Source organism: Nitrospirae bacterium YQR-1 (genome assembly GCA_039908095.1).
Lineage (GTDB): Bacteria > Nitrospirota > Thermodesulfovibrionia > Thermodesulfovibrionales > Magnetobacteriaceae > Magnetomonas.
The window spans coordinates 1-22,370 of sequence record JAMOBJ010000037.1; the positions used below are offsets into that span (position 1 = coordinate 1).

A 22,370-nucleotide genomic window follows, 5' to 3' on the forward strand; every position below is an offset into this window, starting at 1 on the left:
GCTTTCGCTCGGAATGACAGAAAAAAGAAAATCCTCCTTTTGTCATTCCCGCCTACGAGCGGGAATCCAGTCTTTTCCCTGCATCATTAGATGATAAAAAAACTCTGCCGGAGTTAACTACAAAGGCAATTATTTTTTTGTTATTACTGTGGAATCATACCAAGTTGCATTCAGAAGTATTTAATATACTACATATTATTTTTGACTTCATTATAGAAGGAACACTCATTGCAGTTGCTTAGTTTTTTTATATGGATACAATAAGGGTTTTTACCGCTGAATGTACCTGCCACAAGCCAGCAACGCCTGCCTGCATGTCCGATATAGGCAGGACACTTACAGTAAACATTAGGAGGGCAGTTTGTAAATTGCCAACAGGACTGCTTAGCAGGATGCTCCACACCCCAGTGGGCAAACGCCCTCTCCAGTCCCTCTATTGCCATACGCGCCGGACACGGTATTTTCTTTTTTCCCTTTTCCACCTCTGTTTGCATATTATAGCAGAGTTTTAATGATAAGAAACAACTTTTGTTGTATTATCTTTCGGGGCTTTTGTATTTAGATATTCATCTGTCTCAGGCAGTTTTAAAGTAAGGTTTACAGCACTGTCTATTTGTACCTTACCTTCTTTTAACTTACATGACAGCAGGTGGCCGCCTTGTGTCCTGCCGGTGGATATGAAATGAAAATGAAAACCGGTTACGTTTGTATCTTTTATAAAATCCGGAAACCAAAACCCAAGCATTGTGCCGTTTAAGCCTTCATAATCAAACAATGTTTGGGTTTTGACTGCCTCTAAAAGGCCGGGGTAGGGTTTTTTCTGAGCCGGCACACTTCTGGCCCTTATTTTTTCAAATATCCCATCTATCCTGATAGCATAAAATATATTAATGGAGGGAAGGCGTCTGCTGATTTCATCCATTAAATCATCACAAGAAGTCTCCTTTTTTATATCAAACGACATGTCGGTATTAAAAAATTTCAAGACGGCAAATGGAGTTTTCATATCCATGGAAACCGGATAAACAAGGCCGTCTGATTTGATCTGAAAAAATTGTCCGTCAAGAGCAGCCATTTCTCCATCGAGGTTTTCAAATGTGCCCAGGCCGAAATCACCGTGTTTTTTTAATTCAGCAAAGTCTGTAGCTCCGCCATTGACACCCTTTAGAAGTGCATCAAGGGTTGAGGTCTGATAGATTGTATCTTTCAGTGCTGCTTCATGGGTAACGCATCCTGATAAGATTAAAAACAGGATAATCACACGTGTTGTTTGTCTCATTATGTTTTATCGCCTCCCTGCCTTGTTTAAGTTTTCCCGGTATTTCTGTATAATAGATACCGGAATTGTAAATGAAACTAATCAAAAAAATAAACCAGGGAGGCATATGAATGAGTGGGAAAAACTCGTGGGAACGTTATAAGAAGTATTTGTACCATAACGGGGAATTAGGGCTTACCATAGACGTAAGTAAGATGAATTTTCCGGATGATTTTCTGAGTAAAATGTCGGCTTTGACGGAGCGGGCGTTTAAGGACATGGATGCTCTTGAATCCGGAGTAATAGCCAATCCTGATGAGGGCAGGATGGTCGGGCACTATTGGTTGAGAAATGCTGCACTTGCGCCCTCAAAAGAACTGACTGAGGAGATAGACGCAACCCTTGAGGCGGTTAAGGCGTTTGCGCAAAAAGTGCATAGCGGGGGGATAGTTTCTCAGGGCGGGAAGAAATTCAGAAACATTTTGATAATCGGCATAGGTGGCTCGGCCCTTGGACCGCAGTTGGTATCCTTTGCGCTGGGTAGTGCTAAAGACCCGATGACTACATATTTCTTTGACAACACCGACCCTGACGGCATGGACTACGTGTTGGGGCAAATCGGAAACAGTTTAAGTGAAACCCTTTCGGTAGTGATTTCAAAAAGTGGGGGCACAAAAGAGACGCGAAACGGGATGCTGGAGGCAAAAGCGGCATATGAGGGAGCGGGGCTTAGTTTTGCCAAACATGCAGTGGCTGTGACGGGTAAGGGCAGTGAGCTGGACAGGGTAGCTGTGGCGGATAAGTGGATAGAGCGGTTTCCGATGTGGGACTGGGTAGGGGGGCGCACGTCTGAGACCTCAGCCGTGGGGATGCTTCCGGCAGCTCTACAGGGTATAGATATTGATACAGTGCTTAGGGCAGCAGCGGCCTGTGATCAGGCAACCAGGATAAAAGACCCGCTAAAGAATCCTGCAATGCTGCTTTCATTGATGTGGCATTACGGCACAGGCGGGCATGGCATAAAGGACATGGTTATACTACCGTACAAAGACCGTCTGCATTTATTTGCAAAGTACCTTCAGCAGTTAATTATGGAGTCTTTGGGTAAGGAAAAAGACCTGGACGGAAAAGTTGTGAATCAGGGAATAGCCGTCTATGGCAACAAGGGCTCAACAGACCAGCACGCCTATATTCAGCAGCTCAGAGATGGGGCTAACAACTTTTTTGTCACCTTTGTAGAGGTATTAAGAGACAGAGAGGGTGTGTCAATGAAAGTTGAGGAGGACTTTACCACCGGCGATTATTTAAATGCCTTTTATCAGGGCACACGGACAGCGCTTTCGGGCAATTCAAGGGAATCAATTACAATAACGATAGAGCGTGCGGATGCGTTTTCAATGGGTGTTCTCATTGCGCTCTATGAAAGGGCAACGGGATATTATGCGTCGCTTGTCAACATAAACGCCTACCACCAGCCGGGAGTGGAGGCAGGCAAGAAGGCGGCAGGAGTAGTTGCAAAACTACAACGGGCAGCTCTGTCACATCTGAGGGCCAACTCAGGCGGCATCTTTACCGCCGATGAGATAGCAGCGGCAATCGGCTCCCCTGATGATGTTGAAACCCTGTTTAAATTACTCCTGCACGCCGCCTCTAACCCCGACCACAATATAAAAATTATCAAAGCTGCAACACTGACAAATTCTAAATTCCAATTTGTTAAATAGAGAAGGAGCAGAAAAAGAAGTTAAGGTGAAGGACTCCGTCCATTACGGCAGGGGTGTCTCACCCCTGTCCCTTACTCTTTTGGCTGCTACTTGGTATTAGTATCAGACTTTAAAGAAAGCGAGATGCGTCTTCTCTTAACATCTACTTCAACAACGGTGGCCTCAACCTTTTGGTTGACTTTTACAATTTGGCCGGGGTTTTTAACAAATTTATCCGACAGTTGGCTTATATGAACAAGGCCGTCCGTGTGGACTCCGATGTCAACAAATGCGCCAAAGGCTGTCACATTGGTAACGATTCCGGGGAGTTTCATTCCGGGTTTAACATCCTCGATTTTATTGATGCCTTCCTGAAAAGAAAAAACATCGAAACTCTCGCGGGGGTCTCTGCCTGGTTTGGCAAGTTCGGCCATTATGTCGTTTAACGTCGGCAGTCCTGCCGTGCCGGTTATGTACCGGGACAGATCGATTTTTTGCCGGAGGCTCTCATTCCGTATTAAATCAGAAACTGTGGCGGCCATATCCGCAGCCATAGTTTGCACAATGTGGTATGACTCAGGGTGTACGGCGCTTCTGTCAAGGGGGTTTTGTCCATCTCTGATTCGTAAAAAACCTGCCGACTGTTCAAAGGCTTTAGGGCCCAGTTTAGGCACTTTCTTCAGGGATTGTTTTGTTAAAAAAGGCCCGTTTTCATTTCTGTAATTAACAATATTCAGAGCCAGCTGCCCGCCAATGCCGGGCACATATGAAAGCAGCTCCTTTGAGGCTGTGTTTAGCTCTACTCCAACAGCGCTGACACAGCTGGAGACCACGCCGTCCAGGGTTTCCTTTAAATCCCCCTGGTCAACGTCATGCTGGTACTGGCCGACCCCTATGGAGCGCGGGTCAATTTTAACAAGCTCCGAAAGTGGATCCATCAGTCTGCGTCCTATTGATACAGCCCCCCGCACGGTTACATCCTCTGTGGGAAACTCCTGCCGCGCCGCCTCCGAGGCGGAATAGACCGATGCGCCGCTTTCACTTACCATTAAAATAATTATATCGGCTGGAAGCTCTAAGCCTCTGATAAAAAGCTCCGTCTCCCTGCCCCCGGTGCCGTTACCTATGGCTATGGCCTCTATATTAAATTTTTTGCAGAGCTCTGTTACCTTTTCTGCATCTTTTTGAAGAGAAGCTTTGCCTATAAGAGGATAAATCATATCGTTATGAATGAGCATTCCCTGCCGGTTAAGGCAGACAATCTTACAGCCGGTTCTGATTCCTGGGTCTATGGCCAGCACGTTCTTTCCACCCAGAGGGGGTGCAAGCAGAAGGTTTCTTAGATTTTCCGAAAATACACGGATAGCCTCTGAATCCGCCCGTTTTTTTATTTCCATACGAAGCTCCGTCTCCATCGAAAGAGAAAGCAGACGCTTGTATGAATCCTTCAGAGCTCTTTCCACCTCAAGAGAGTCCGGGCCGCCGCCTTTAATAAACTGAGCCGTAAGGAGTCCGATTGCCTTATCTTCATGAGGTAAGATACGAAGGGTTAATACAGATTCCTTCTCGCCCCGCCGCATGGCAAGCACTCTGTGAGAAGGTGCACTCCTTGCGGGCTCCTCCCACTGAAAGTAATCCCTGTACTTAATCCCCTCCTCTTCCTTTTCAGAAATTAGTTTTGATTTAATTATGGCTTTTTCAGCAAACAAACGCCTCATCTTAGTCCTTGCCTGAGCATCCTCATTTACCCACTCGGCAATTATATCCCGCGCTCCGCTTAAAGCCGCCTCAGCAGTTTCCACGGATTTTTCCGGGTTCAGATACTTTTGCGCCTCAGCCACAGGATCAATTCCGGTTTGGGCAAATATCGCCGCAGCCAGAGGCTCAAGTCCCCTTTCACGGGCGATGGAGGCACGGGTTTTTCTCTTAGGCCGGTACGGCAGGTAAATGTCTTCTAAAGTGGAGAGGGTTTCTGCAGTATTAAGTTTTTCCCGCAATTGCTCCGTCATCTTTCCGGAGTCTTCAAGAGAGCTGATAATTGCCGTCCTCCGCTTGTCGACCTCACGGTGGCGCTTTAATAAGTCCCCTATGCCGGCAATGTTGAGCTCGTCAAGGGAGCCGGTTAACTCTTTCCTGTAACGGGCTATAAAGGGCACTGTTGCGCCACCGTCAAGGAGCTCACAGGTTGCCTCTACCTGTTTTTTAGTTAAGTGAAGTTCCTGTGATATTTTTTCAACATGTGAGGGGTTTATTTCGATAGATTCCATCTATAGTCCTCGCCTTGGTATCAGGGGTATTTTATTAGCATATGGTTTTGATTAATACCAAGTTGCATTCATTCGATTAACTTTGTTGGCTTCGTCGAAAGCTCCTTGACGTCTCCCCTAAAGGGGAATCCCCTATGAGGGGAGGCGTCGCTTTCTCCTTGCCGCCTCGTTACTCTTTTGAATGCTACTTGGTAGAAGTAACAAGTTCGATTGTAAATACGGCCCCGCCGTCAATATTTTTTGCATAAATCTTACCGCCGATACTATCTTCTATTATCATTTTTGACATATAGAGTCCGATACCGGTGCCCTTTCCGCTATCTTTAGTTGTAAAATACTGATCGAATATTTTATCCATTATCTCCTGGGGTATCCCGCCTCCGTTGTCACTTATCTCCATCCTCAATATGTCATTGTCCTTATAAATATCAATCGATATTAGTCCCCTATCATCTTTGCTTATCACCCCTTGATTTCTTCTTTCGATAATTGCGTCCTTTGCGTTATTTATAATATTCAAAATAACGTGTGATAAGTGGCTTTTGTATGTGCTAACTACTGTAGCCTCACAGGGTATGACTCTGGAGAAATCTGTAAATGTCTTATCGTGAGTGTGGCAGGTAATACGATAGTCTATCATGTTGGAATTAAACTGGCTTGACATTATCGAAAATACATCAGCTGAAATTCCTATTAGATCGAATGTCTCTTTTTCTTTGGATGGTTTAAAGAAGTTCTTGAAATCATCAATAGTTTTTGACATGAAATTAACTTGTTGCAATGATTTTTTTACAAAATTATCTATATACCCGGCATCGAGCTCATTATATCTGAATGCATCTTTAATATCCTGAATATAAATACTGACTACATTTAAAGGTTGTTTCCACTGGTGAGCAATAGCGGCTATCATATCGCCCATGGCAGCCATTTTTGACTGTTGCATAAGTAATTTTTCTTTTTCTCTTATCTCGTCCACTTTATTTTTAACGAGTTCTTCCAGGTTCTTATTTAACCGGTCAAGGATGTAGTTTTTTGTTTTCAATTGGTCCTCACTTTCTTTTAACGCATTCTGAATATTTTTCAAGTAAGTAATATCACGTGCTATATGAATAGAACCAAAAATAGAACCGTCACGGTTGAACAAAGGGGTAGTTGTAACAAAATAATACTCATTGGTGTTTCCCTCATAAGTTTCGATACTATGTTGCAGCGCGTCTTCCATTGTTTGCTTATGTGGGCAATTACCAGGGGTTTTGCTATCATGAAATTCCTCATAACATAACTTTCCGATTAGACTCTCCGGAGTTGCATTTACTTTTTTTGCCATAGCCTCGTTTATCTTTAAGACCCTGTGGTTTTTATCCAATATCATAAGCAAATCGGGTATCGCATTAAAAGTTTTTTCCCATTCATCTTTTGCCTGTATCATAGCTGCTTCTTTTAATTTATAATCGGTAATATCCCTAATGGACGTCATTCGTATATTGGCACCTTCCGATACCAGCATCCTCCCATGAATTGATAAATCAACAGTCACACCGTCCTTTCTTAACCCAGTCGTTTCATAGCGTTTTTCATAGCCGGAAGCGATAATGTTTTTTACTCTTTCCCGCTCCTCCGGCACTACGAAATCAGCAGCCGGCATCCCTTTCATCTCCTCTATTTCATACCCAAATATTTGTTTCATCTGCTCGTTAGCATCTACGACATATCCCCTCTCTGTTATCGCTATTGCCTCGGTGGTTGCCTCTGAAAGGAGTATAAACCTGTTTTTCATTTTCTGCTGCTCTTTTTCCGCCTTTTTTCGTTCACTTATCTCGGTAATCAGGATGTCACGGGAAACCGTTAGTTCTTTCAATTGAGAAATCATTAAATCAAACTTGTTTGCAAGCTGTCCCAGCTCATTGTCGTCTCTCATATCCAGTTTATAATCCAGATTGCCTTTTCCTATAAGCTCCATACCATCGGTCAGTTTTTTTATCGGCTTTGCAACACCTTGATTGATTAAATGTGACACAAACATTATAAATAATGTTGATATGATTACAGATAATAATATAAGTATATGTGACCTATGATGAATAGTTGAGAGTCTTTCGTAGTTTGTGTCATAAAACTGAGAAGACAAAGAAACAACAGTTTGAGACCTTGTCAGTATCTGGGAAATTAAATGCCCTTCAAGCTCCAGAGACAATCCGTTGCCGGAGACTGTTTGTTTGTCATGAATTTTACTAATTTCACGAAACAACTTATCGAGACCCTTCAGATTATCGCTTAAGTCGTCGAGAATCCGCTGTTGTTTAGGATATTTGGATTTTAACGATGTCAAAAGACATGTCAATGAATCGGTTTCCAATTTCCATTGTGTGTAAATACGTTTTCTGCTTTCCGGTTGCTTTAGCATATAATCATAGACCAGAATATTCATTTCAAAAACTTCTTTTACCAGGTTCTCGGCTGTTTTACTTGCACCGCCCAATTGATCGTCCAATTGCCTTTCATAGTTAAGCGTCATCCCTATGAGAAACACTACAGCTACTGAGATGATAGTGCTAATTTTTAATTTAGTTACAATTTTCATAATTTAGTTATCTTAATTATCGGAACAGTTTCGGGTTTAATACCAAGCTGCATTCAATCGTCCAGCTTTGATGGCATCGTCACTTGCTCCCAGCCGCCTGCGTTTACTTCTGACTGAAACTTGGTATTAGATACTTCCGTCATTCCCTTTTTATAGCTTTAAGAAACCTTAATTTTAGAATATCAGAAAATATAGTAATTGTCAAAACACATTTTTATCCTTATATGCCTATGAATCTAACAACGGTTAATGATATAATTGAACTAATGACCAAAGTGAAATCTGAGAAAATGTTAACTGCATGAGTGATAATATGAATGACGATAATCATATCAGGTCTCACAAAGCAGGATTTAAGCACATACTGATTATTCTTGCTATAATAATGGTGATAGCGGCTTCCCTCGGACTGTGGTTTACAGTGAAGTGGACGAAGGATCAAATTATCGATGATATACAGCAAGAGGCGCGTCAACGCCTTGCAATTTATAATACATACCTAACTGTCAGGATTGCAAACTATTCAGTTTATTCTTTAATTTTGTCCGAGAATGTCCTGATAAAAGACTTATGTGCCAATCCTGGAAACGCAGGTGCCGTCAATGCGTATCTTTCGCAATTCAATGCCTCAATCGGGGCATCTGTCTCCTACGTGCTGTATAAAGACGGAAAAGTCCTTGCGTCAAGCAACTGGAACACCCCTGAATCGTTTGTTGGCAAAAACTATGCATTCAGGCCCTATTTTAAAAAAGCTATAACCGGAGTGCCTGAAAAATACGTTGCCCTTGGGATTACATCTAAAGCTCCGGGCTATTACGTATCTTATCCGGTCAAAAATGACAATGAAACAATTGGTGTTGTTGTCATTAAAAATAACCTCGATCTTTTAAAACCAATGATACAGGGAATTAAGGGAAAACTTTTGATTTCCGACAGAAATAATATCATTTTCCTATCCAACGATGATACATTCAATTTTTATACTATGCGAAAAATCCATGAAAGAACTTTGTCTGAAATCATAAAAAGTAAACAATACGAGGGTGTATCCTTGCAGCCGCTTCCAATAAAAAGCGAGATGCTGCATGAAGACGCAACAATAATAACCCTCAGTCCTCAGATTGTTAAAAGGCAGCATGAGGCCGCTTATGTGATGGAAAGTGTTCATGTACCGGAAAACGGCTGGAATGTGTATATGCTTATGGAAGTTGAGGGATTAGACAAAAAGATATTTATTAACCTGGCAATAGCCTTTTTGGTTATAGTTGTGATATTTGCAGTGTTCTTACTGTTTATAAATATAAAACTGAGAAAATCGAGAAAATCGTTAATTAAGCAGCATGAAGAGCTTGAGCGTGAGGTAGAGAGACGCACCATTGAGATGAGTTATATAAACAATGATCTCAACAACGAGCTGGAAGAGCGCAAACGGCTTGAAAAGGAATTAATAATAAAAACTGAAGAAATTGTTCTTGCCAAGGAGTCGGCTGAGGCCGCCACCAAAGCCAAAACCGAATTCCTTGCCAGTATGAGCCACGAGATAAGAACACCGATGAACGCAATCATCGGCATGGCGGACCTGCTGGCTGAGACACAGTTAAATGATGAGCAGAGAAAATATGTCAGCGTATTTGCCTCAGCAGGTGAGAACCTCCTCAGTCTTATTAACGACATACTGGATTTATCAAAAATAGAAGCAGGCCACATAGAGCTTGAACTTATAGAATTTGACCTTGAGGAGCTAATGAACAAGATGTGCGAGGTAATGGCCATAAGAGTGCATAAAAAGGGTTTGGAGCTTGCCTGCCATATCAAACAAGATGTTCCTGTTGCGCTCATCGGCGACCCTGCACGATTACGGCAGATACTGTTTAATCTTATAGGTAATGCAGTAAAGTTTACAGACAAAGGGGAGATAGTTGCTGAGGTCAGGCTTGAGGAATTGATAAAGGACAACGGAGTGGTTGAGCCTGAAAGATGCATGTTGAAGTTTTCAGTCTCCGACACAGGCATAGGAATACCGGCAGACAAGTTAAACATGATATTTGACAGATTCACCCAGGCCGACTCCACCACCACACGCAAATATGGCGGAACGGGCCTTGGCCTGAACATCTCCTTGAAACTCGTTGAGATGATGGGAGGCCGCATATGGGTGGAAAGTGAAACCGGAGCTGGAAGCGTCTTTTATTTTACGGCTGAATTTGAAGTCAATAAAAAACCGCAGCAATGCAAAGCGGCTTCAGAGATAAATATAACCGGCATGAAAACCCTTGTAGTAGATGACAATGCCACAAACCGTATGATATTGAGGGATATGCTTGTTGTCTGGGGAGCCGTAGTGACGGAAGCTGAAAACGGACAACAGGGTGTTAATGAACTTAGGCAAGCCCGGGAATCCGGAGAGCCGTACACACTTGTACTTTTGGACTGCAGAATGCCGGGTATGGATGGCTTCAGCGTAGCAGAGCATATCAGAGAGAAATATGGTGAACTGGACAGCACTGTTATGATGCTTACCTCTGACAGCAGAAGCGGTGACTTATCAAAAGTCAAAGAACTTGGTATTGCTGAGTATATGGTAAAGCCTGTATTACGCACAAACCTAAGAGACGCTATTAACAATGCCTTAAGCAAAAAAACTGCATTATCTGCTAAACCTTGCACGGAGGCCGGCACTACAACTTCCGGCCAACCCAGAGCATTGAGAATTTTGCTTGTGGAGGATATCGAGGATAACCGGATGCTCATTCAAACATACCTGAAAAAGCTGCCTTATAGGATAGACATGGCTGAAAACGGTGAGGAAGCCGTCGGTAAATTTACCACAGGGCGGTACAACCTTGTGCTTATGGATGTGGAAATGCCGGTGATGGATGGCCTCACAGCAACCCGTGAAATCAGGCAGTGGGAACGGCAACAGGGTGTGGAGCCAACGCCAATTATTGCACTCACTGCCCATGCCCTCAAGGAGCATGATCAGAGGAGTCTCGATGCGGGCTGCAACGCCCACATAACCAAACCCGTGAAAAAAGCGACCCTTATAAACGTAATAAACCAATACGCTAAAGGAGAAATGTCTGATGACAGAAAATGATGATACCGGTGAGATCATAGTAGAGGTGGAGGAGGATTTGATGGATCTTATACCCCGTTATATGCAACACAGAAGGAAGGACGTCAAGGCTATTTATAAGGGCCTGGAGGAGGGCGATTTTGAGGCCATAAGGGGTATGGGACACAGCATGAAAGGCTCCGGGGGCGGCTTTGGGTTTGATGAAATAACCGAGATTGGAGACCGCATGGAGGTTGCCGCTAAAGAGGGGAAAGCTGATGTTATCGAAAAACTAACACATGAACTTTCAAACTACCTTGACAGAGTGCGTATTGTAAGTATTCCTAACAACGATATATAATAAGATACGTAAGTGAGAGGTATTTATGAGAATTCTTATTGCAGATGACGACTCCGACATTAGAAAGCTATTGAGCTTTCAGCTAAAAAAATTAGGGCACTCGGTATTAACCGCCTCAAACGGCTATACCGCCCTTTCTAATATATTGCAGTTTATACCGGACATAGTGCTGCTTGACATCGAAATGCCAAGCATGAACGGCATCGAGGCTTTGAGGAAAATTCGAACGTATGATGCCCTGAAAAACACCCCTGTGCTAATGGTTTCCGCCCATAGTGAACAGAGATATATTCTTGACGCAATTAAAGCAGGGGCAAGCGACTATATCCGTAAACCATTTAACATGGGGCTGCTTTTAGGTAAAGTGAATAACTGGATAAATTCCTTGTTGAGAGATAACTGGAAAGCCCTTGAGCCTCAACAGACGCAAGCCCTCAATGTAGGCAAATACATGGTGGAACTCTCCTCTAAACTTATTGAAAGCACAAAACCGCCTTCTTACAACGATATACATATTGCTACCAAGCTGCTGGTTGACGCAGTGGAACAGCACGGTAATCGTTTTGTTTACAATGCTCTTGAGGATGGAGAGGATTCACTTTTTGTACACTCTCTTAAGTCGGCATCTCTTCTCTATATCTTTGCCCGCAAACTGGGCTTTAACGAGCAGGAGTGCTTCAATATGACCATGGGCGGACTATTGTACGACATAGGCACAGCCCTTGTGCCGTTTGCCCTGACTTTTAAACCGGGCAAGCTTGAGGGGGATGAGTTGAGGGCTGTTCAGAGACATGTAACGCATGGCGTGGAGTTCCTTCAAAAAGAGCCGGACATGCCCTCTGTTGTTTTGGATATTTGCAGGGGCCACCATGAAAGACCGGACGGTTCGGGCTATCCATACGGACTCAAGGACACAGAGGTTACCATGCCTATGAGAATGACTGCAATAGTTGATACTTATAGCGCACTGACCACTAAAAAAGTATATCGGAACGCTTATAGCAGTAATGAGGCCTTTAGGATAATTGTTGAGTCGGAGAGAGAGTTTGATAAAGACCTCGTGAAAAACTTTATTACCCCTGTAGCGTTTGACAAGACGAAAAACAATTCACCACATTTTTATATTTAGCAATGTAGTTTTCATCATTTGTTCTTCACTTCTCTGTCATTTATACATTTCACTATTGCCTCAAGTAATTCATTGTCGTCTATAGGTTTGATTATATTCACGCAGACCCTCTCGCTTTGATGTTGCTCATCGTCATATCCGGTTGTTATTATAATGGGCTGTGCAGTATTCATCTGAAGAATCTTGTCTATCATCTCCAGTCCATCCATAACCGGCATCTCAATATCGGTTACCACGATATCCGGCTTGTGTTGTTTATACAGCTCAAGTCCCTGCAGACCGTTTTTAGCCTCTATTACTTCTTTACATCTTCTGCTCAAAAACTTAGCAATACTAAATCTCACTATGAAATCATCTTCTACGTATAATATCTTTATTCTTTGTAATTCACCCGGCATTTCCATAATCATAACTCCTCCACCTTGTCTCTCATTAAATCTCAATTATAAACTCAGCACCATCCTCAGTATTTCCGACACTTAAGGTTCCGTTCATTTCTTTCTCTATAATGGCTTTTGTCAAATACAAGCCTAATCCCGTCCCTTTTGACTTAAACTTTGTAGTGAAGTACGGATCAAATATCTTATCCATAATATCATTGGTAATCCCGCCGCCGTTGTCGGAAATAGCAATAACAGCTTTATCATTTTTAGCTGCTTTATGCAGGGTTATCCGGATAAATCCGTTTTCTATATTTCTTTCCCTGAATATCTCAACTGAATTAGTAATTATATTTATCATAGACTGAGATAAATCCTGAGGATAACCCAAAATAACTATATCATCATTAAGCTGCGTTTCTATTTTTGTATTGTTGTTTTGCAGATATGTGTTTATTGCAGCCAGAGTATTGCGGATAATCTCATGGACGCTGAAACTCTCAATATCTTTTCTGTTGCTGTAAATATCCTTAAAAATACTTATTGTATCTGACAGACTTCTGAGCTCTTTCATTATTGTTGATACGGATTGGTCTAAAAATTCGGCATTCAGCTCTTTAAAATTATAAGCATCATTTATTTCCTGGGCAATAACGCCTACAACGTTCAGAGGTTGTCTCCAGTGGTGGGCGATATTCATAAGTAATTCACTTATTGCCAAATGACGCTTCTTTTCAAATAGCAACTGTTCTTTATGCTTATTCCTTTCAAGCTCCTGTGCAATTTTACGCTCTGTTATATCCTGAAATGCTGTTACGGAGGCGGTAACCTCTCCATCTTTTATAATAGGAGTTGACACATAAGCTACAGGAAACATTGTTCCGTCTTTTTTAATAAATACATCATCATCTATACGAGATGTGTTTCCTGAGGTGACAACTTTTTCGACAGGACATGCTTCCTGAGAAACGACTGTTCCATCGTCTTTTTTATGATGTATTACACTGTGCATACGCTTACCAATTAATTCCGTTTCTTTCCAGCCAAGCAGCCGCTCCGCCTCGGGGTTCATAAATGTCACGCAACCCTCTTTATCCAACATATAGACGCCCTCGCCTAACACATATGTGATAGAACTTAACCTCTCCTCACTGTCTCTTAACAATTCCTGTGCACGGCTCTGCTCTGTAATAGCTCTTCTGCCAAGATAGAGACCATAGAATATACCTGTAAGACCTATCAGCCAAAACAAAATATGTGTTAGTACTAAGTTTCTTATCGTTTTTCCCTCTATTTTAAGGTATGGCGTCATTGGGACGGAAACGCCGACACCGCCCCGGATATCTCCAACTTTATAGCCTTGATGGCCATGGCACTTCAGACATGATTCTGTTGTCATCATGGGTTTCATAAAACGCAGGTAAGGCCGCCCATTAATCATAGATATGTCTGTAACCTCCGTTTTACCATTCTGAAATGCCTTTAAAGCGTTACTTTCCCATTGATCGGGCTTATTGTTAGGGTTGAGATATTTAAAACTGGTGATACGCCCTTTAATGCCATAAAGGTCTGAGTACTCATCCATCATTTGGCGTAACATGTAGGCAGGGTTCATAAGAGTCAGAGCTTTACCTGATGTTGTTACAACGTCACGGTCAGGTATATGGCTGAGGTGCGGGTTTGGCGGCGTTCTGTTGTCAGGAGGGACATATACGCCACCGTGGCGCGCAGCCCATAGCCGGAATGCCTGGTCCTTATTGAAATTAGCAAGGGCCTCTTTGGTAACAACCCCGATAGTCTTGTTACGCTCATTGCTTATGGTCCATATAAGAGAACATGCTGCAATAATCGTCCATACCAGCGAGATTGCTGTTGCCGACCTGTACAGTAATGAGAAATTGGACTTAGTCCTTTTTATGTTTTTTGTCAAATTTTCTTCCGTTAGAGTAACACTGTCCGTTAATTCTATTATCCACTGATTCCATTGTTAACGTCAACATTATTCAAACTTATCAAAAACTCAGCACCTCCTTTGGCATTTCCAACCCTCAGCATACCACCCATATTGGTCTCTATTATTGTCTTAGACATGTATAGGCCCAACCCCGTGCCGCCGGCTTCTTTGGTAGTAAAATAGGGTTCAAATATTCTCTCCAGAATATCCTCAGGCACACCTCCGCCATTGTCTCTGATAGAGATTATTATTTTGGATTTGTCTTCACTGTTGTTGATATTAATCTCTATTGTGCCACGGGTTTTAGTGCTTGTGCTTATTTTTGAAGCAATTGCATCTTTTGAGTTATTCAGAATATTCAGCAGCACTTGTTTAAATTCATTTGGGTATCCCTCTGTAAGTAATATTGCATCCGTTGCAGTTTTTGTAGAAACATCTATGTTGCTTTTGTGAAAAACATGTAAAAACATCGAGAATAATTCATCTATGGCTGACTTTACATTAAACAGGACTTTCCTCTTTGAAGGCACAAAGAAGTTTCTGAAATCATCTATTGTCTTTGACATAAAACTAATTTGCTCCATTGTTGATATAACAGTATTGTCAATATACTTATCATCAACCTCACCGCAGGAATATGCATCTTTAAAATCCTGGATGAGTGAAGCTACAGCATTCAGCGGCTGTTTCCATTGGTGGGCTATTAATCCAATCATCTCACCCATGGCAGCCATTTTAGACTGCTGGATAAGAATCTGTTCCTGTTTCTGCCTTTTTTCCGTCTCTGTTGCTACCATTTGCTCAAGATTGTTGTTTAAATTCTTCAGTTCATCTTCCATCCGTTTACGCTCCACAGCCAAAGCGTAAATTGTGGCAAGACGCTTTATTATGTTCAGATCATCATCTGTGTAATCTCTTTGTGCATTTGCCACGGCGATTTGACCAATCAATTTGTCTTTAATTATTGCCGGAACCGCCATATATCTGTTTAATGGAATGTGCCCTTTGGGAACACAGCCTTTGTATGCCGGATGCGCTTCAGGATTATTAACATAATATCCCTGTTTTGTATTCAGTGAGTGCCCCCAAAGACCATTATAGCCGTCTTTACCCTTTGGGAATGCTAATCGTTGCCGTCTTGTATCAATCTTACACTGTCCTTCCTCAAGCATTTCCGTAGTAGTATGTGAGATAAATTCCTCAGTCTTGTCATCTATTTCAGAGACGTATCCGTGCACACTTTCGGTCAGCCGTATTGCCTGCTTGTTAATGATGATGGAAATATCAACTATATCCATTTCCGGAGAGAGCAGAGCCTCAGAGAGCTCTGCAACCGCCCTCTGGAAATCCAGTTCCCTTCTGATTACCTCTTCCATATGTTTTCTTTCTCGAATGTCTCTGAAAACACCCTGCAATAAAAGAGTTCCCTTTGAAAGTATCTTTTGTGCAAGTATTTCCACTGGAATTTCTTTGCCGTCCGCCCTCATAACATAAGTTTCAAAAGGATATGACCTCTCGTAACCAGTTGTAGGCCTTACGTTTTTTTCAAATGCTTCCCCTAAACATTGCTCTTTGGATTTGGGATACAGTTGAGATTGATGCATACCCTTGATTTCATTAACTGATCTGCCTAAAAGCAGTGATGCCGAGAAGTTGGCATCCACAATATAGCCGGTTTGGGAATCGGTAATAAATATCGCATCAGGGGAGTTTTCAAACAGACTCCTGTACTTCTGTTCACTCTCCCTGAGGCCTTCTGTTGCCTCCAGCACTCTTAACTCGAGCCGTTCATTGGCTTCTTTGAGTTTTAGCATCGTATGTCTGCTTTCAATTACCCTTGCCACAATATTACAAATATTTCTCAGAAACGGCTCGTAGGCGGAGTATGCCTGTGTATCCTTGACACTCACCAGCATATATCCGTAAAGATTATTAATCGTTTTCAGACTAAGCAGTTTGAAACCATTAGTGTCGGCTAATTGACAACCACTGCCATAGTATGAAACAGTCCTGCCGGATAAATTACAGAAGCAAGCAAAATCCATTTTATCAATTATGCAAAGTGCATCCTCATGGCAAATATATACGTCTTTTATGCCGGGTATCTCTGTGAGTGCTCTGCTGAGAAACTCAGCCATGCCTCTTAATGTAGGCACTACGTCAAGCATATCTGAAATCACAAGCATTTTACCAAGAACATCAGCTTGTGTTGCTAAAGTTTGCATAATTGACCTCTGATTTTATTTTTAAGTTAACGATATCTTGCTAAAAATTCATCCGGTGTTATGAAGTAAGGATTCCTCAGAATCTGACCCTGAACTATCATAAATGGGTGAACGTTTAGGACGTCAAACAAGGTGGCGCCATCATATTGTTTAGCGTCATATTGACACACTGCTGCGCTAAGTGGATAGTCAACAAGCAGCTTATTCAGAAGAGACTCGTACATAATCCAGTTTTCAGCCCCCGGCACCCCTCTGTTAATCCACCATGTCTCTCCGGTGCCCCTTAAGGCGGCATAACCTTCCTCATCAGCTTTTCTATAAAAACCCCTCCATGCCTCAAGCATTCTCTCAACGTCAAACCTGCCGTCTGGGCAGTAGCCCCTCATAGCGGTTTCCATCACCAGCTGGCCGCTTCGTCTCTGTTGCAGCACATCCAGGCCAAGTGCCTCTAAATAGCCGTCTATCTCCTCCACCGTTGCCACATCAGCCAGATAAACAACTTTCTCATTTGCTGCAAGACCGCTTTCCACAAATTTTGACATCACCTTTTTACGCTCTGTATCATCGCTATAGATGTAGCATATGTGTGTGCCAAGGGGAAACGCCTCCGGCGTGAAACCGTAGTTTACCTTATAATTCCGACTCTCCATATGAACCTCCTTTTAGTAGTGGTTCGTTTTCATAATAAGAGACACCGCCTCCTTTCCTTTATACATTATAAAAAAACAAAAGAAAAGTGCGCTTAATTATAGCTTATCAAAAAATACAGTAATTGTCAAAACAAATTATGCCGGATTTTATCTGTAAGTCCTTTACCGGATGATAAACAAGATGTTACAATGGGCTGTTTACAAAAAACAACGGAGGTGAGCCGTGTCAAAAACAGCAATCATAAGCGTGACGGATAAGACGGGAATTGTTGATTTTGCTAAAGGATTACAAAATATGGGCTATGATATAATCTCAACCGGTGGTACTGCTAAATCACTCAGGGACGGGTCATTGGATGTTACCGAGGTGTCTGATTATACGGGTTTCCCCGAAATACTCGACGGCAGGGTAAAAACTCTGCATCCCAAAATATACGGCGGTATTTTAGCGTTAAGAGATAACCCCACCCACATGGATACACTTGAGGCCCACGGCATTAAAAGCATAGACATTGTTGTGGTTAACCTATATGCTTTTGAAAAAACCATAGAAAAGGACGGCGTTACTTTTGCCGAGGCAGTTGAAAATATAGATATAGGTGGCCCCACACTGCTACGGGCCGCCGCTAAGAATTTAAAAAACGTTACTGTAATCACAGACCCTGCCGACTATGCCTCTGTGCTTAAGGAGATGGCTGATAACAACGGGCAGTTGACTCTTAAAACACGCCTTTTGCTTGGCGCTAAGGTGTTTTCCGTGGTCTCAGTCTATGATGCCACTATAGCCGGGTATCTGTTGAGTTTTAATATATAGGACTGTGGAGTGCCATGAACTTACATCCTGAATGTTTACCGTGTTTTATGAAACAAACCTATATGGCGTTAAGCCGCCTCAGCAGTATTGATGATGGCAAAATGTTTGAAATACTCAAGTCTGTCACAGAGGATATACAGAGGGCTGACTTAAATAAACCTCCGGCATATGCCACATCTTTTATCTACAGAAAAGTTAAGGCCATGACCGGTGAGGACCCCTACCGTGTGCTAAAAAAACAATACAATGAAATAGCCCTGTCACTGTATCCAAAGCTCAGGAGCAGGGTTTTAAATCATGAAAACCCGCTTTGGATTGCCTCACGGCTGGCAATCGCCGGCAATATTATTGATTTTGGCATATACCAAAACATAGACATCGAGGGAACTGTTGAAAGAGCTCTGAGAGACCACATAGAGGTTGACCACTTTCAGTGTTTTTCCAAAGAAATACAAAAGCACAGGGAAATACTCTATCTGCTTGATAACGCAGGGGAGATAGTTTTCGACTTACTTCTGATTGAGGTACTAACCGGTATGGGAAAGGCCGTAACTGCTGTAGTTAAAGGCGCACCGGTAATAAATGATGTTACTATGGAGGATGCCCGGGATGTCGGGCTTACGGATATGTGCAGAGTTATTGATAACGGCTCTGACGCAGTGGGTACGCTTACAGAGTTTTGCAGCAGTGCCTTTGTTGATGAATTTAACCGCCATGGCTTAATAATAAGTAAAGGACAGGGTAACTTTGAGACCCTTATAGAGACTGATAAAAACAACTTTTTTCTGTTTCAGGCAAAATGTGATGTTGTAGCAAAAGCGCTTAAACTTCAAACAGGCGCAATGCTGCTTAAATGCCGGTACAGGCAGGGGGGGACGGACTAATGGCACAACTTAAAGAAATGTATAAAACCATCATAGGGGACACGTTTCCCGGTGAGATGGTAATAAGTTTCGGTAATCAGAAACTCGTTTATAAAAAAAGGACATGGACCTTCCCTGATGACAAAACCGGAGCACCCTGCATAAAAAGCCTGCGCTACGGGGAAAACCCCGATCAGCCGGCGGCAATCTATGAGCTTGTATCGGGCAACCTGAGCATATCGGAAGTGGAGTTTATAAGTGCCGGCAATGGTCTTGTCAGTGCCATAACGGAGGCGGATATGCTTCAGGTGGGCAAACACCCCGGCAAGACCAATCTTACGGATTTAGACAATGCTCTGAACATTTTGAAACACATGATGGATACACCTGTGGCTGCCATAATGAAACACAACAATCCGTGCGGGGTGGCAAAGGGTGCTGCAATAGCTGAGGCATACGACAGGGCTAATATGGCAGACAGGATAGCGGCATTTGGCGGCTGCCTTGCCCTGAATCGCCCTGTGGATGTGCAAACCGCAGAGCTTGTCAGCGCCAATTATCTGGAGCTTGTTGCAGCTCCTGAGTTTGAAGACGGCACTGTTGAGATTCTCTCTAAGAGAAAGAACCTGAGAATTGTAAGGCTTAAGAAAATAGAAGAGCTTGCAAAATACCGTGATTACACAACTCTTGAGTTTAAATCACTTATAGACGGGGCAATTATACTTCAGCAATCGCAAAAGAATAAGATTCGCACAAAAGACGATTTTCTCCCTGCCCGTGCTACCTTTAAGGGGAAAGACTACGTCATAGATCGGACACCTGATGAGAGAGAGTATGAGGACATGCTCTTTGGCTGGCACGTTGAGACCGGTGTTTCGTCAAACTCTGTAATATATGTAAAAGACGGTGTGACGGTTGGTATCGGCACCGGAGAGCAGGACAGGGTAGGTGTGGCGGAAATTGCGGCCTTTAAGGCATACGTGAAATATGCAGACGCATTGTGTTTTAAAAAATACGGTATTGCGTACAAGACATTAGAGCAGGAGGCCTGCCGGGGCAAAAGAGATATTGGTCTGCTCAGAGAAATAGACGATGAGACAAAGCGCAACAAGGGCGGACTAATCGGCTCAGTTATGATTTCTGATGCTTTTTTTCCGTTTAGAGACGGAGTTGACGCAGGGATAAAGGAAGGGGTCACGGCAATAGTACACGCAGGGGGCTCAGAAAGAGACTTTGAGTGTATAGAGGCCTGTAATGAGGCTACCCCAAAGGTTGCAATGGTATTTACCGGACAGAGACTGTTTAAACACTAAAGTAATTCCAATTCTAATTCTAAAGTAAACGTAGGCGTCACTTGTTCCTTGCCGCCTGTGTGTCCTTCCGACTGCAGCTTGGTATAAATCCATATAAAAAATGCTTATTCGGAGGCGGGAATGACAGAAGGTAGATTTTCTTTTTTCCGTCATTCCCGTGAAAACGGGAATCCAGTTCTTTGTTAGCGGAGATAACTGCATAGGCAATTAAATCTTCCTAAAAGGATGTCCGTCACAGCCCTGTATCGGATGCTGAGACGGAGCCCTGGTCTATGCAGTGTGATTGCGCCGGATACAACACGTTATTTTAAGAAATATTAACCAGTGTGTAAAACCCGCCTTCTTGTGTTTCAACCCTATAGCCGTACATTACAATAGTTTCGGTAAGGGGGCGGCCCAAAAGAAGGTTCATGTAATCATTGGGGACTCCCATTTTATCGGAAAGCAGCGGGCGAAGTGTTATATCATAATTTAAAATGCTAAATACCTCGTTAACAAGGTCTTTGCCGGCACGAATCTCTTCAAAGAGGTTACTTAATGTCCTATAGGAACACTTTCTCTCATGGGCATCCACTATTTCAAGAAGTGCAGGGTTGGATTTCAAAAGAGTTTCGCGGGTGAGTTTTTCCTCTGCAAAAACGCTCATAAATTTCTCCGTGTTCCAACATTCAAAGGCACGGCACTGGGAAGGGCGTTTCTCATATATCCGGCAGGAATTATCTTCATTTATAAAGAATATACATTCCCTGCTGTCGGATTTCTCCTTTATTTTAATCAGTTCGTCTTCTAATGTAATAAACTCGTCATCCACGTTATTATAGACAAGCTCACCGCTTCTTATGGTGTAGATGTCCATATAGTTGAGGGTTCCTTCAATTAAAAGAACGTCATCCATCACATGCAGCGTGGGCGAGCCTTTAGTGCAGCAATCTCCGCACCTTCTACATTGAGTTTGCGGCGTCCCAGGGGTTATTATTTCCATTTTGTTCTCCTTTCTGCTATTTCCTTGAGTTGAGTGCTTACGGGGCTCCGCCGTACATGTTACGCCGGAGGACGCCGGCCTCCCACAAGAATGTAATTTCCTGTTTGCCGGAAATTTAAAATATAAGGCTTAAGGGCTTTTTCTCCGTGTATTTTAAAAAACACCTCTATTTGCTGTTCAGACTGCCGTAGCATTTTTTGAATCCACCTTACTGTATAACCGCTTTGTTCAGATTCAGGGGTGGAATCCGTCAGGGTTTCTTTCAGGCGTTCATTATAAACAAAGAATTCGTCAAGAGAAGAAAACCCAAACATATTAAACAGCAGATTATTTGAAAGCTGGAGTGTATCCATCCTGCAAACCAGACTAAATTCCATTTGGGTGCTTAAAACAGACTGAGCAAAATCCAGTCTGAGCTCAGAGTCTTTTCGTTTAGAAAGACAGGCTGCACTTTTAAATACGGAATTTAACAAGTCATCCTTGACAATGGGTTTCTTTATATAGGCGTCAACTTTAAGCTCAATTGCTTTCATGAGATAGTTTGGCTCGTTAAATGCTGTGGTGATGATAACCGGAGTTTCAGGGGAAATTTCCCTTATAAATTTAGCCATTTCAAGGCCGTCCATAACCGGCATTTGAACATCGGTTATAACTATATCATAAAAATGTTTTTCAAACAACTCAAGCCCCTCGCTGCCGTCCTTAGCAGTGGCTACGGTACTAAACCTGCGCTTGAGGAATCTGACAAGACTTTCCCTGACGGTGTCCTCATCCTCAACATACAGTATAGAAACGTTGTGAATAAGTGATCTATTTAAATCATCTTCCATAA

The 22,370-nt window shown here is 42.7% G+C and carries 16 protein-coding genes and 1 pseudogene; 7 read left to right on the top strand and 10 right to left on the bottom strand.

Annotated elements, in window-relative coordinates:
• Positions 1–188: 188 nt before the first annotated feature.
• Together H7844_14005 and budA are read right to left on the bottom strand one after the other, a co-directional pair.
• Entirely contained in the window at positions 189–482 is a 294-nt protein-coding gene (locus H7844_14005) for a hypothetical protein (GenBank protein ID MEO5358394.1), read from the bottom strand.
• A gap of 26 nt (positions 483–508) precedes the next feature.
• On the bottom strand, positions 509–1,279 hold the full coding sequence (gene budA / locus H7844_14010; protein ID MEO5358395.1) for an acetolactate decarboxylase: 771 nt from the start codon (positions 1,277–1,279) through the stop codon (positions 509–511).
• 110 nt (positions 1,280–1,389) lie between these two features.
• Here budA and H7844_14015 point away from each other — a divergent pair, with 110 nt between their 5' ends.
• Positions 1,390–2,982, top strand: coding sequence for a glucose-6-phosphate isomerase (locus H7844_14015; GenBank protein MEO5358396.1), 1,593 nt, complete (start codon positions 1,390–1,392; stop codon positions 2,980–2,982).
• Positions 2,983–3,068: 86 nt separating this feature from the next.
• Here the strand turns inward: H7844_14015 and H7844_14020 are convergent, their stop codons facing one another.
• Both H7844_14020 and H7844_14025 read right to left on the bottom strand, forming a co-directional pair.
• Positions 3,069–5,228, bottom strand: a complete 2,160-nt coding sequence (locus H7844_14020) for an RNA-binding transcriptional accessory protein (GenBank protein ID MEO5358397.1) — start codon at positions 5,226–5,228, stop codon at positions 3,069–3,071.
• A 184-nt stretch (positions 5,229–5,412) separates the two neighbouring features.
• The gene (locus tag H7844_14025; protein MEO5358398.1) at positions 5,413–7,812 is read right to left on the bottom strand and encodes a PAS domain-containing protein; all 2,400 of its coding nucleotides are present in this window, start codon (positions 7,810–7,812) and stop codon (positions 5,413–5,415) included.
• A gap of 313 nt (positions 7,813–8,125) precedes the next feature.
• Between H7844_14025 and H7844_14030 the strand changes: the two genes are divergently transcribed.
• From H7844_14030 to H7844_14040, 3 genes are read left to right on the top strand one after another with little or no spacing between them, the layout of a single operon-like run.
• Positions 8,126–10,909: a response regulator gene (locus tag H7844_14030; GenBank protein ID MEO5358399.1), complete on the top strand. Its 2,784-nt coding sequence runs from the start codon at positions 8,126–8,128 to the stop codon at positions 10,907–10,909.
• Complete coding sequence (locus tag H7844_14035; GenBank protein ID MEO5358400.1) at positions 10,896–11,228, top strand: Hpt domain-containing protein; 333 nt, start codon at positions 10,896–10,898, stop codon at positions 11,226–11,228. The genes H7844_14030 and H7844_14035 overlap by 14 nt, the downstream gene beginning before the upstream one ends.
• A 25-nt stretch (positions 11,229–11,253) precedes the next feature.
• Positions 11,254–12,357, top strand: a complete 1,104-nt coding sequence (locus H7844_14040) for a response regulator (GenBank protein ID MEO5358401.1) — start codon at positions 11,254–11,256, stop codon at positions 12,355–12,357.
• 14 nt (positions 12,358–12,371) lie between these two features.
• On the opposite strand, the gene H7844_14045 is transcribed toward H7844_14040, so the two are convergent.
• From H7844_14045 to H7844_14060, 4 genes are read right to left on the bottom strand one after another with little or no spacing between them, the layout of a single operon-like run.
• A complete protein-coding gene (locus tag H7844_14045) occupies positions 12,372–12,767 on the bottom strand; it encodes a response regulator (GenBank protein ID MEO5358402.1) in 396 nt (131 codons plus the stop codon).
• A 22-nt stretch (positions 12,768–12,789) separates the two neighbouring features.
• Positions 12,790–14,667 carry a DUF3365 domain-containing protein gene (locus H7844_14050; GenBank protein MEO5358403.1) on the bottom strand — a complete coding sequence of 626 codons (1,878 nt, stop codon included), beginning with the start codon at positions 14,665–14,667 and terminating at the stop codon, positions 12,790–12,792.
• Between the two features lie 38 nt (positions 14,668–14,705).
• Positions 14,706–16,916, bottom strand: a complete 2,211-nt coding sequence (locus H7844_14055) for a PAS domain S-box protein (GenBank protein ID MEO5358404.1) — start codon at positions 16,914–16,916, stop codon at positions 14,706–14,708.
• 26 nt (positions 16,917–16,942) lie between these two features.
• A complete protein-coding gene (locus tag H7844_14060) occupies positions 16,943–17,566 on the bottom strand; it encodes an MEDS domain-containing protein (protein MEO5358405.1) in 624 nt (207 codons plus the stop codon).
• Between the two features lie 223 nt (positions 17,567–17,789).
• On the opposite strand from H7844_14060, the pseudogene H7844_14065 reads away from it, so the two are divergent.
• The 3 genes and pseudogenes from H7844_14065 to H7844_14075 all read left to right on the top strand — a co-directional run bounded on the left by H7844_14065 (position 17,790) and on the right by H7844_14075 (position 20,556).
• Positions 17,790–18,341 (top strand): annotated as a pseudogene (locus tag H7844_14065) (IMP cyclohydrolase).
• Positions 18,342–18,427: 86 nt separating this feature from the next.
• A complete protein-coding gene (locus H7844_14070) occupies positions 18,428–19,264 on the top strand; it encodes an ARMT1-like domain-containing protein (GenBank protein MEO5358406.1) in 837 nt (278 codons plus the stop codon).
• Entirely contained in the window at positions 19,264–20,556 is a 1,293-nt protein-coding gene (locus H7844_14075) for an IMP cyclohydrolase (protein ID MEO5358407.1), read from the top strand. Before H7844_14070 ends, H7844_14075 begins: the two co-directional genes overlap by 1 nt.
• Positions 20,557–20,863: 307 nt before the next feature.
• Here H7844_14075 and H7844_14080 read toward each other — a convergent pair whose 3' ends face one another.
• Both H7844_14080 and H7844_14085 read right to left on the bottom strand, forming a co-directional pair.
• The gene (locus tag H7844_14080) at positions 20,864–21,538 is read right to left on the bottom strand and encodes a YkgJ family cysteine cluster protein (GenBank protein ID MEO5358408.1); all 675 of its coding nucleotides are present in this window, start codon (positions 21,536–21,538) and stop codon (positions 20,864–20,866) included.
• Positions 21,539–21,597: 59 nt separating this feature from the next.
• Positions 21,598–22,368 carry a response regulator gene (locus tag H7844_14085; GenBank protein ID MEO5358409.1) on the bottom strand — a complete coding sequence of 257 codons (771 nt, stop codon included), beginning with the start codon at positions 22,366–22,368 and terminating at the stop codon, positions 21,598–21,600.
• Positions 22,369–22,370 lie beyond the last annotated feature (2 nt).

What these genes read in the sequence shown, in the direction of transcription:
- budA (MEO5358395.1), bottom strand. Translation starts at nt 1,279, where the DNA reads ATGAGACAAACAACACGTGTGATTATCCTGTTTTTAATCTTATCAGGA.
- H7844_14015 (MEO5358396.1), top strand. Translation starts at nt 1,390, where the DNA reads ATGAGTGGGAAAAACTCGTGGGAACGTTATAAGAAGTATTTGTACCAT.
- H7844_14020 (MEO5358397.1), bottom strand. Translation starts at nt 5,228, where the DNA reads ATGGAATCTATCGAAATAAACCCCTCACATGTTGAAAAAATATCACAG.
- H7844_14025 (MEO5358398.1), bottom strand. Translation starts at nt 7,812, where the DNA reads ATGAAAATTGTAACTAAATTAAAAATTAGCACTATCATCTCAGTAGCT.
- H7844_14030 (MEO5358399.1), top strand. Translation starts at nt 8,126, where the DNA reads ATGAATGACGATAATCATATCAGGTCTCACAAAGCAGGATTTAAGCAC.
- H7844_14035 (MEO5358400.1), top strand. Translation starts at nt 10,896, where the DNA reads ATGACAGAAAATGATGATACCGGTGAGATCATAGTAGAGGTGGAGGAG.
- H7844_14040 (MEO5358401.1), top strand. Translation starts at nt 11,254, where the DNA reads ATGAGAATTCTTATTGCAGATGACGACTCCGACATTAGAAAGCTATTG.
- H7844_14045 (MEO5358402.1), bottom strand. Translation starts at nt 12,767, where the DNA reads ATGATTATGGAAATGCCGGGTGAATTACAAAGAATAAAGATATTATAC.
- H7844_14055 (MEO5358404.1), bottom strand. Translation starts at nt 16,916, where the DNA reads ATGCAAACTTTAGCAACACAAGCTGATGTTCTTGGTAAAATGCTTGTG.
- H7844_14060 (MEO5358405.1), bottom strand. Translation starts at nt 17,566, where the DNA reads ATGGAGAGTCGGAATTATAAGGTAAACTACGGTTTCACGCCGGAGGCG.
- H7844_14070 (MEO5358406.1), top strand. Translation starts at nt 18,428, where the DNA reads ATGAAACAAACCTATATGGCGTTAAGCCGCCTCAGCAGTATTGATGAT.
- H7844_14075 (MEO5358407.1), top strand. Translation starts at nt 19,264, where the DNA reads ATGGCACAACTTAAAGAAATGTATAAAACCATCATAGGGGACACGTTT.
- H7844_14080 (MEO5358408.1), bottom strand. Translation starts at nt 21,538, where the DNA reads ATGGAAATAATAACCCCTGGGACGCCGCAAACTCAATGTAGAAGGTGC.
- H7844_14085 (MEO5358409.1), bottom strand. Translation starts at nt 22,368, where the DNA reads ATGGAAGATGATTTAAATAGATCACTTATTCACAACGTTTCTATACTG.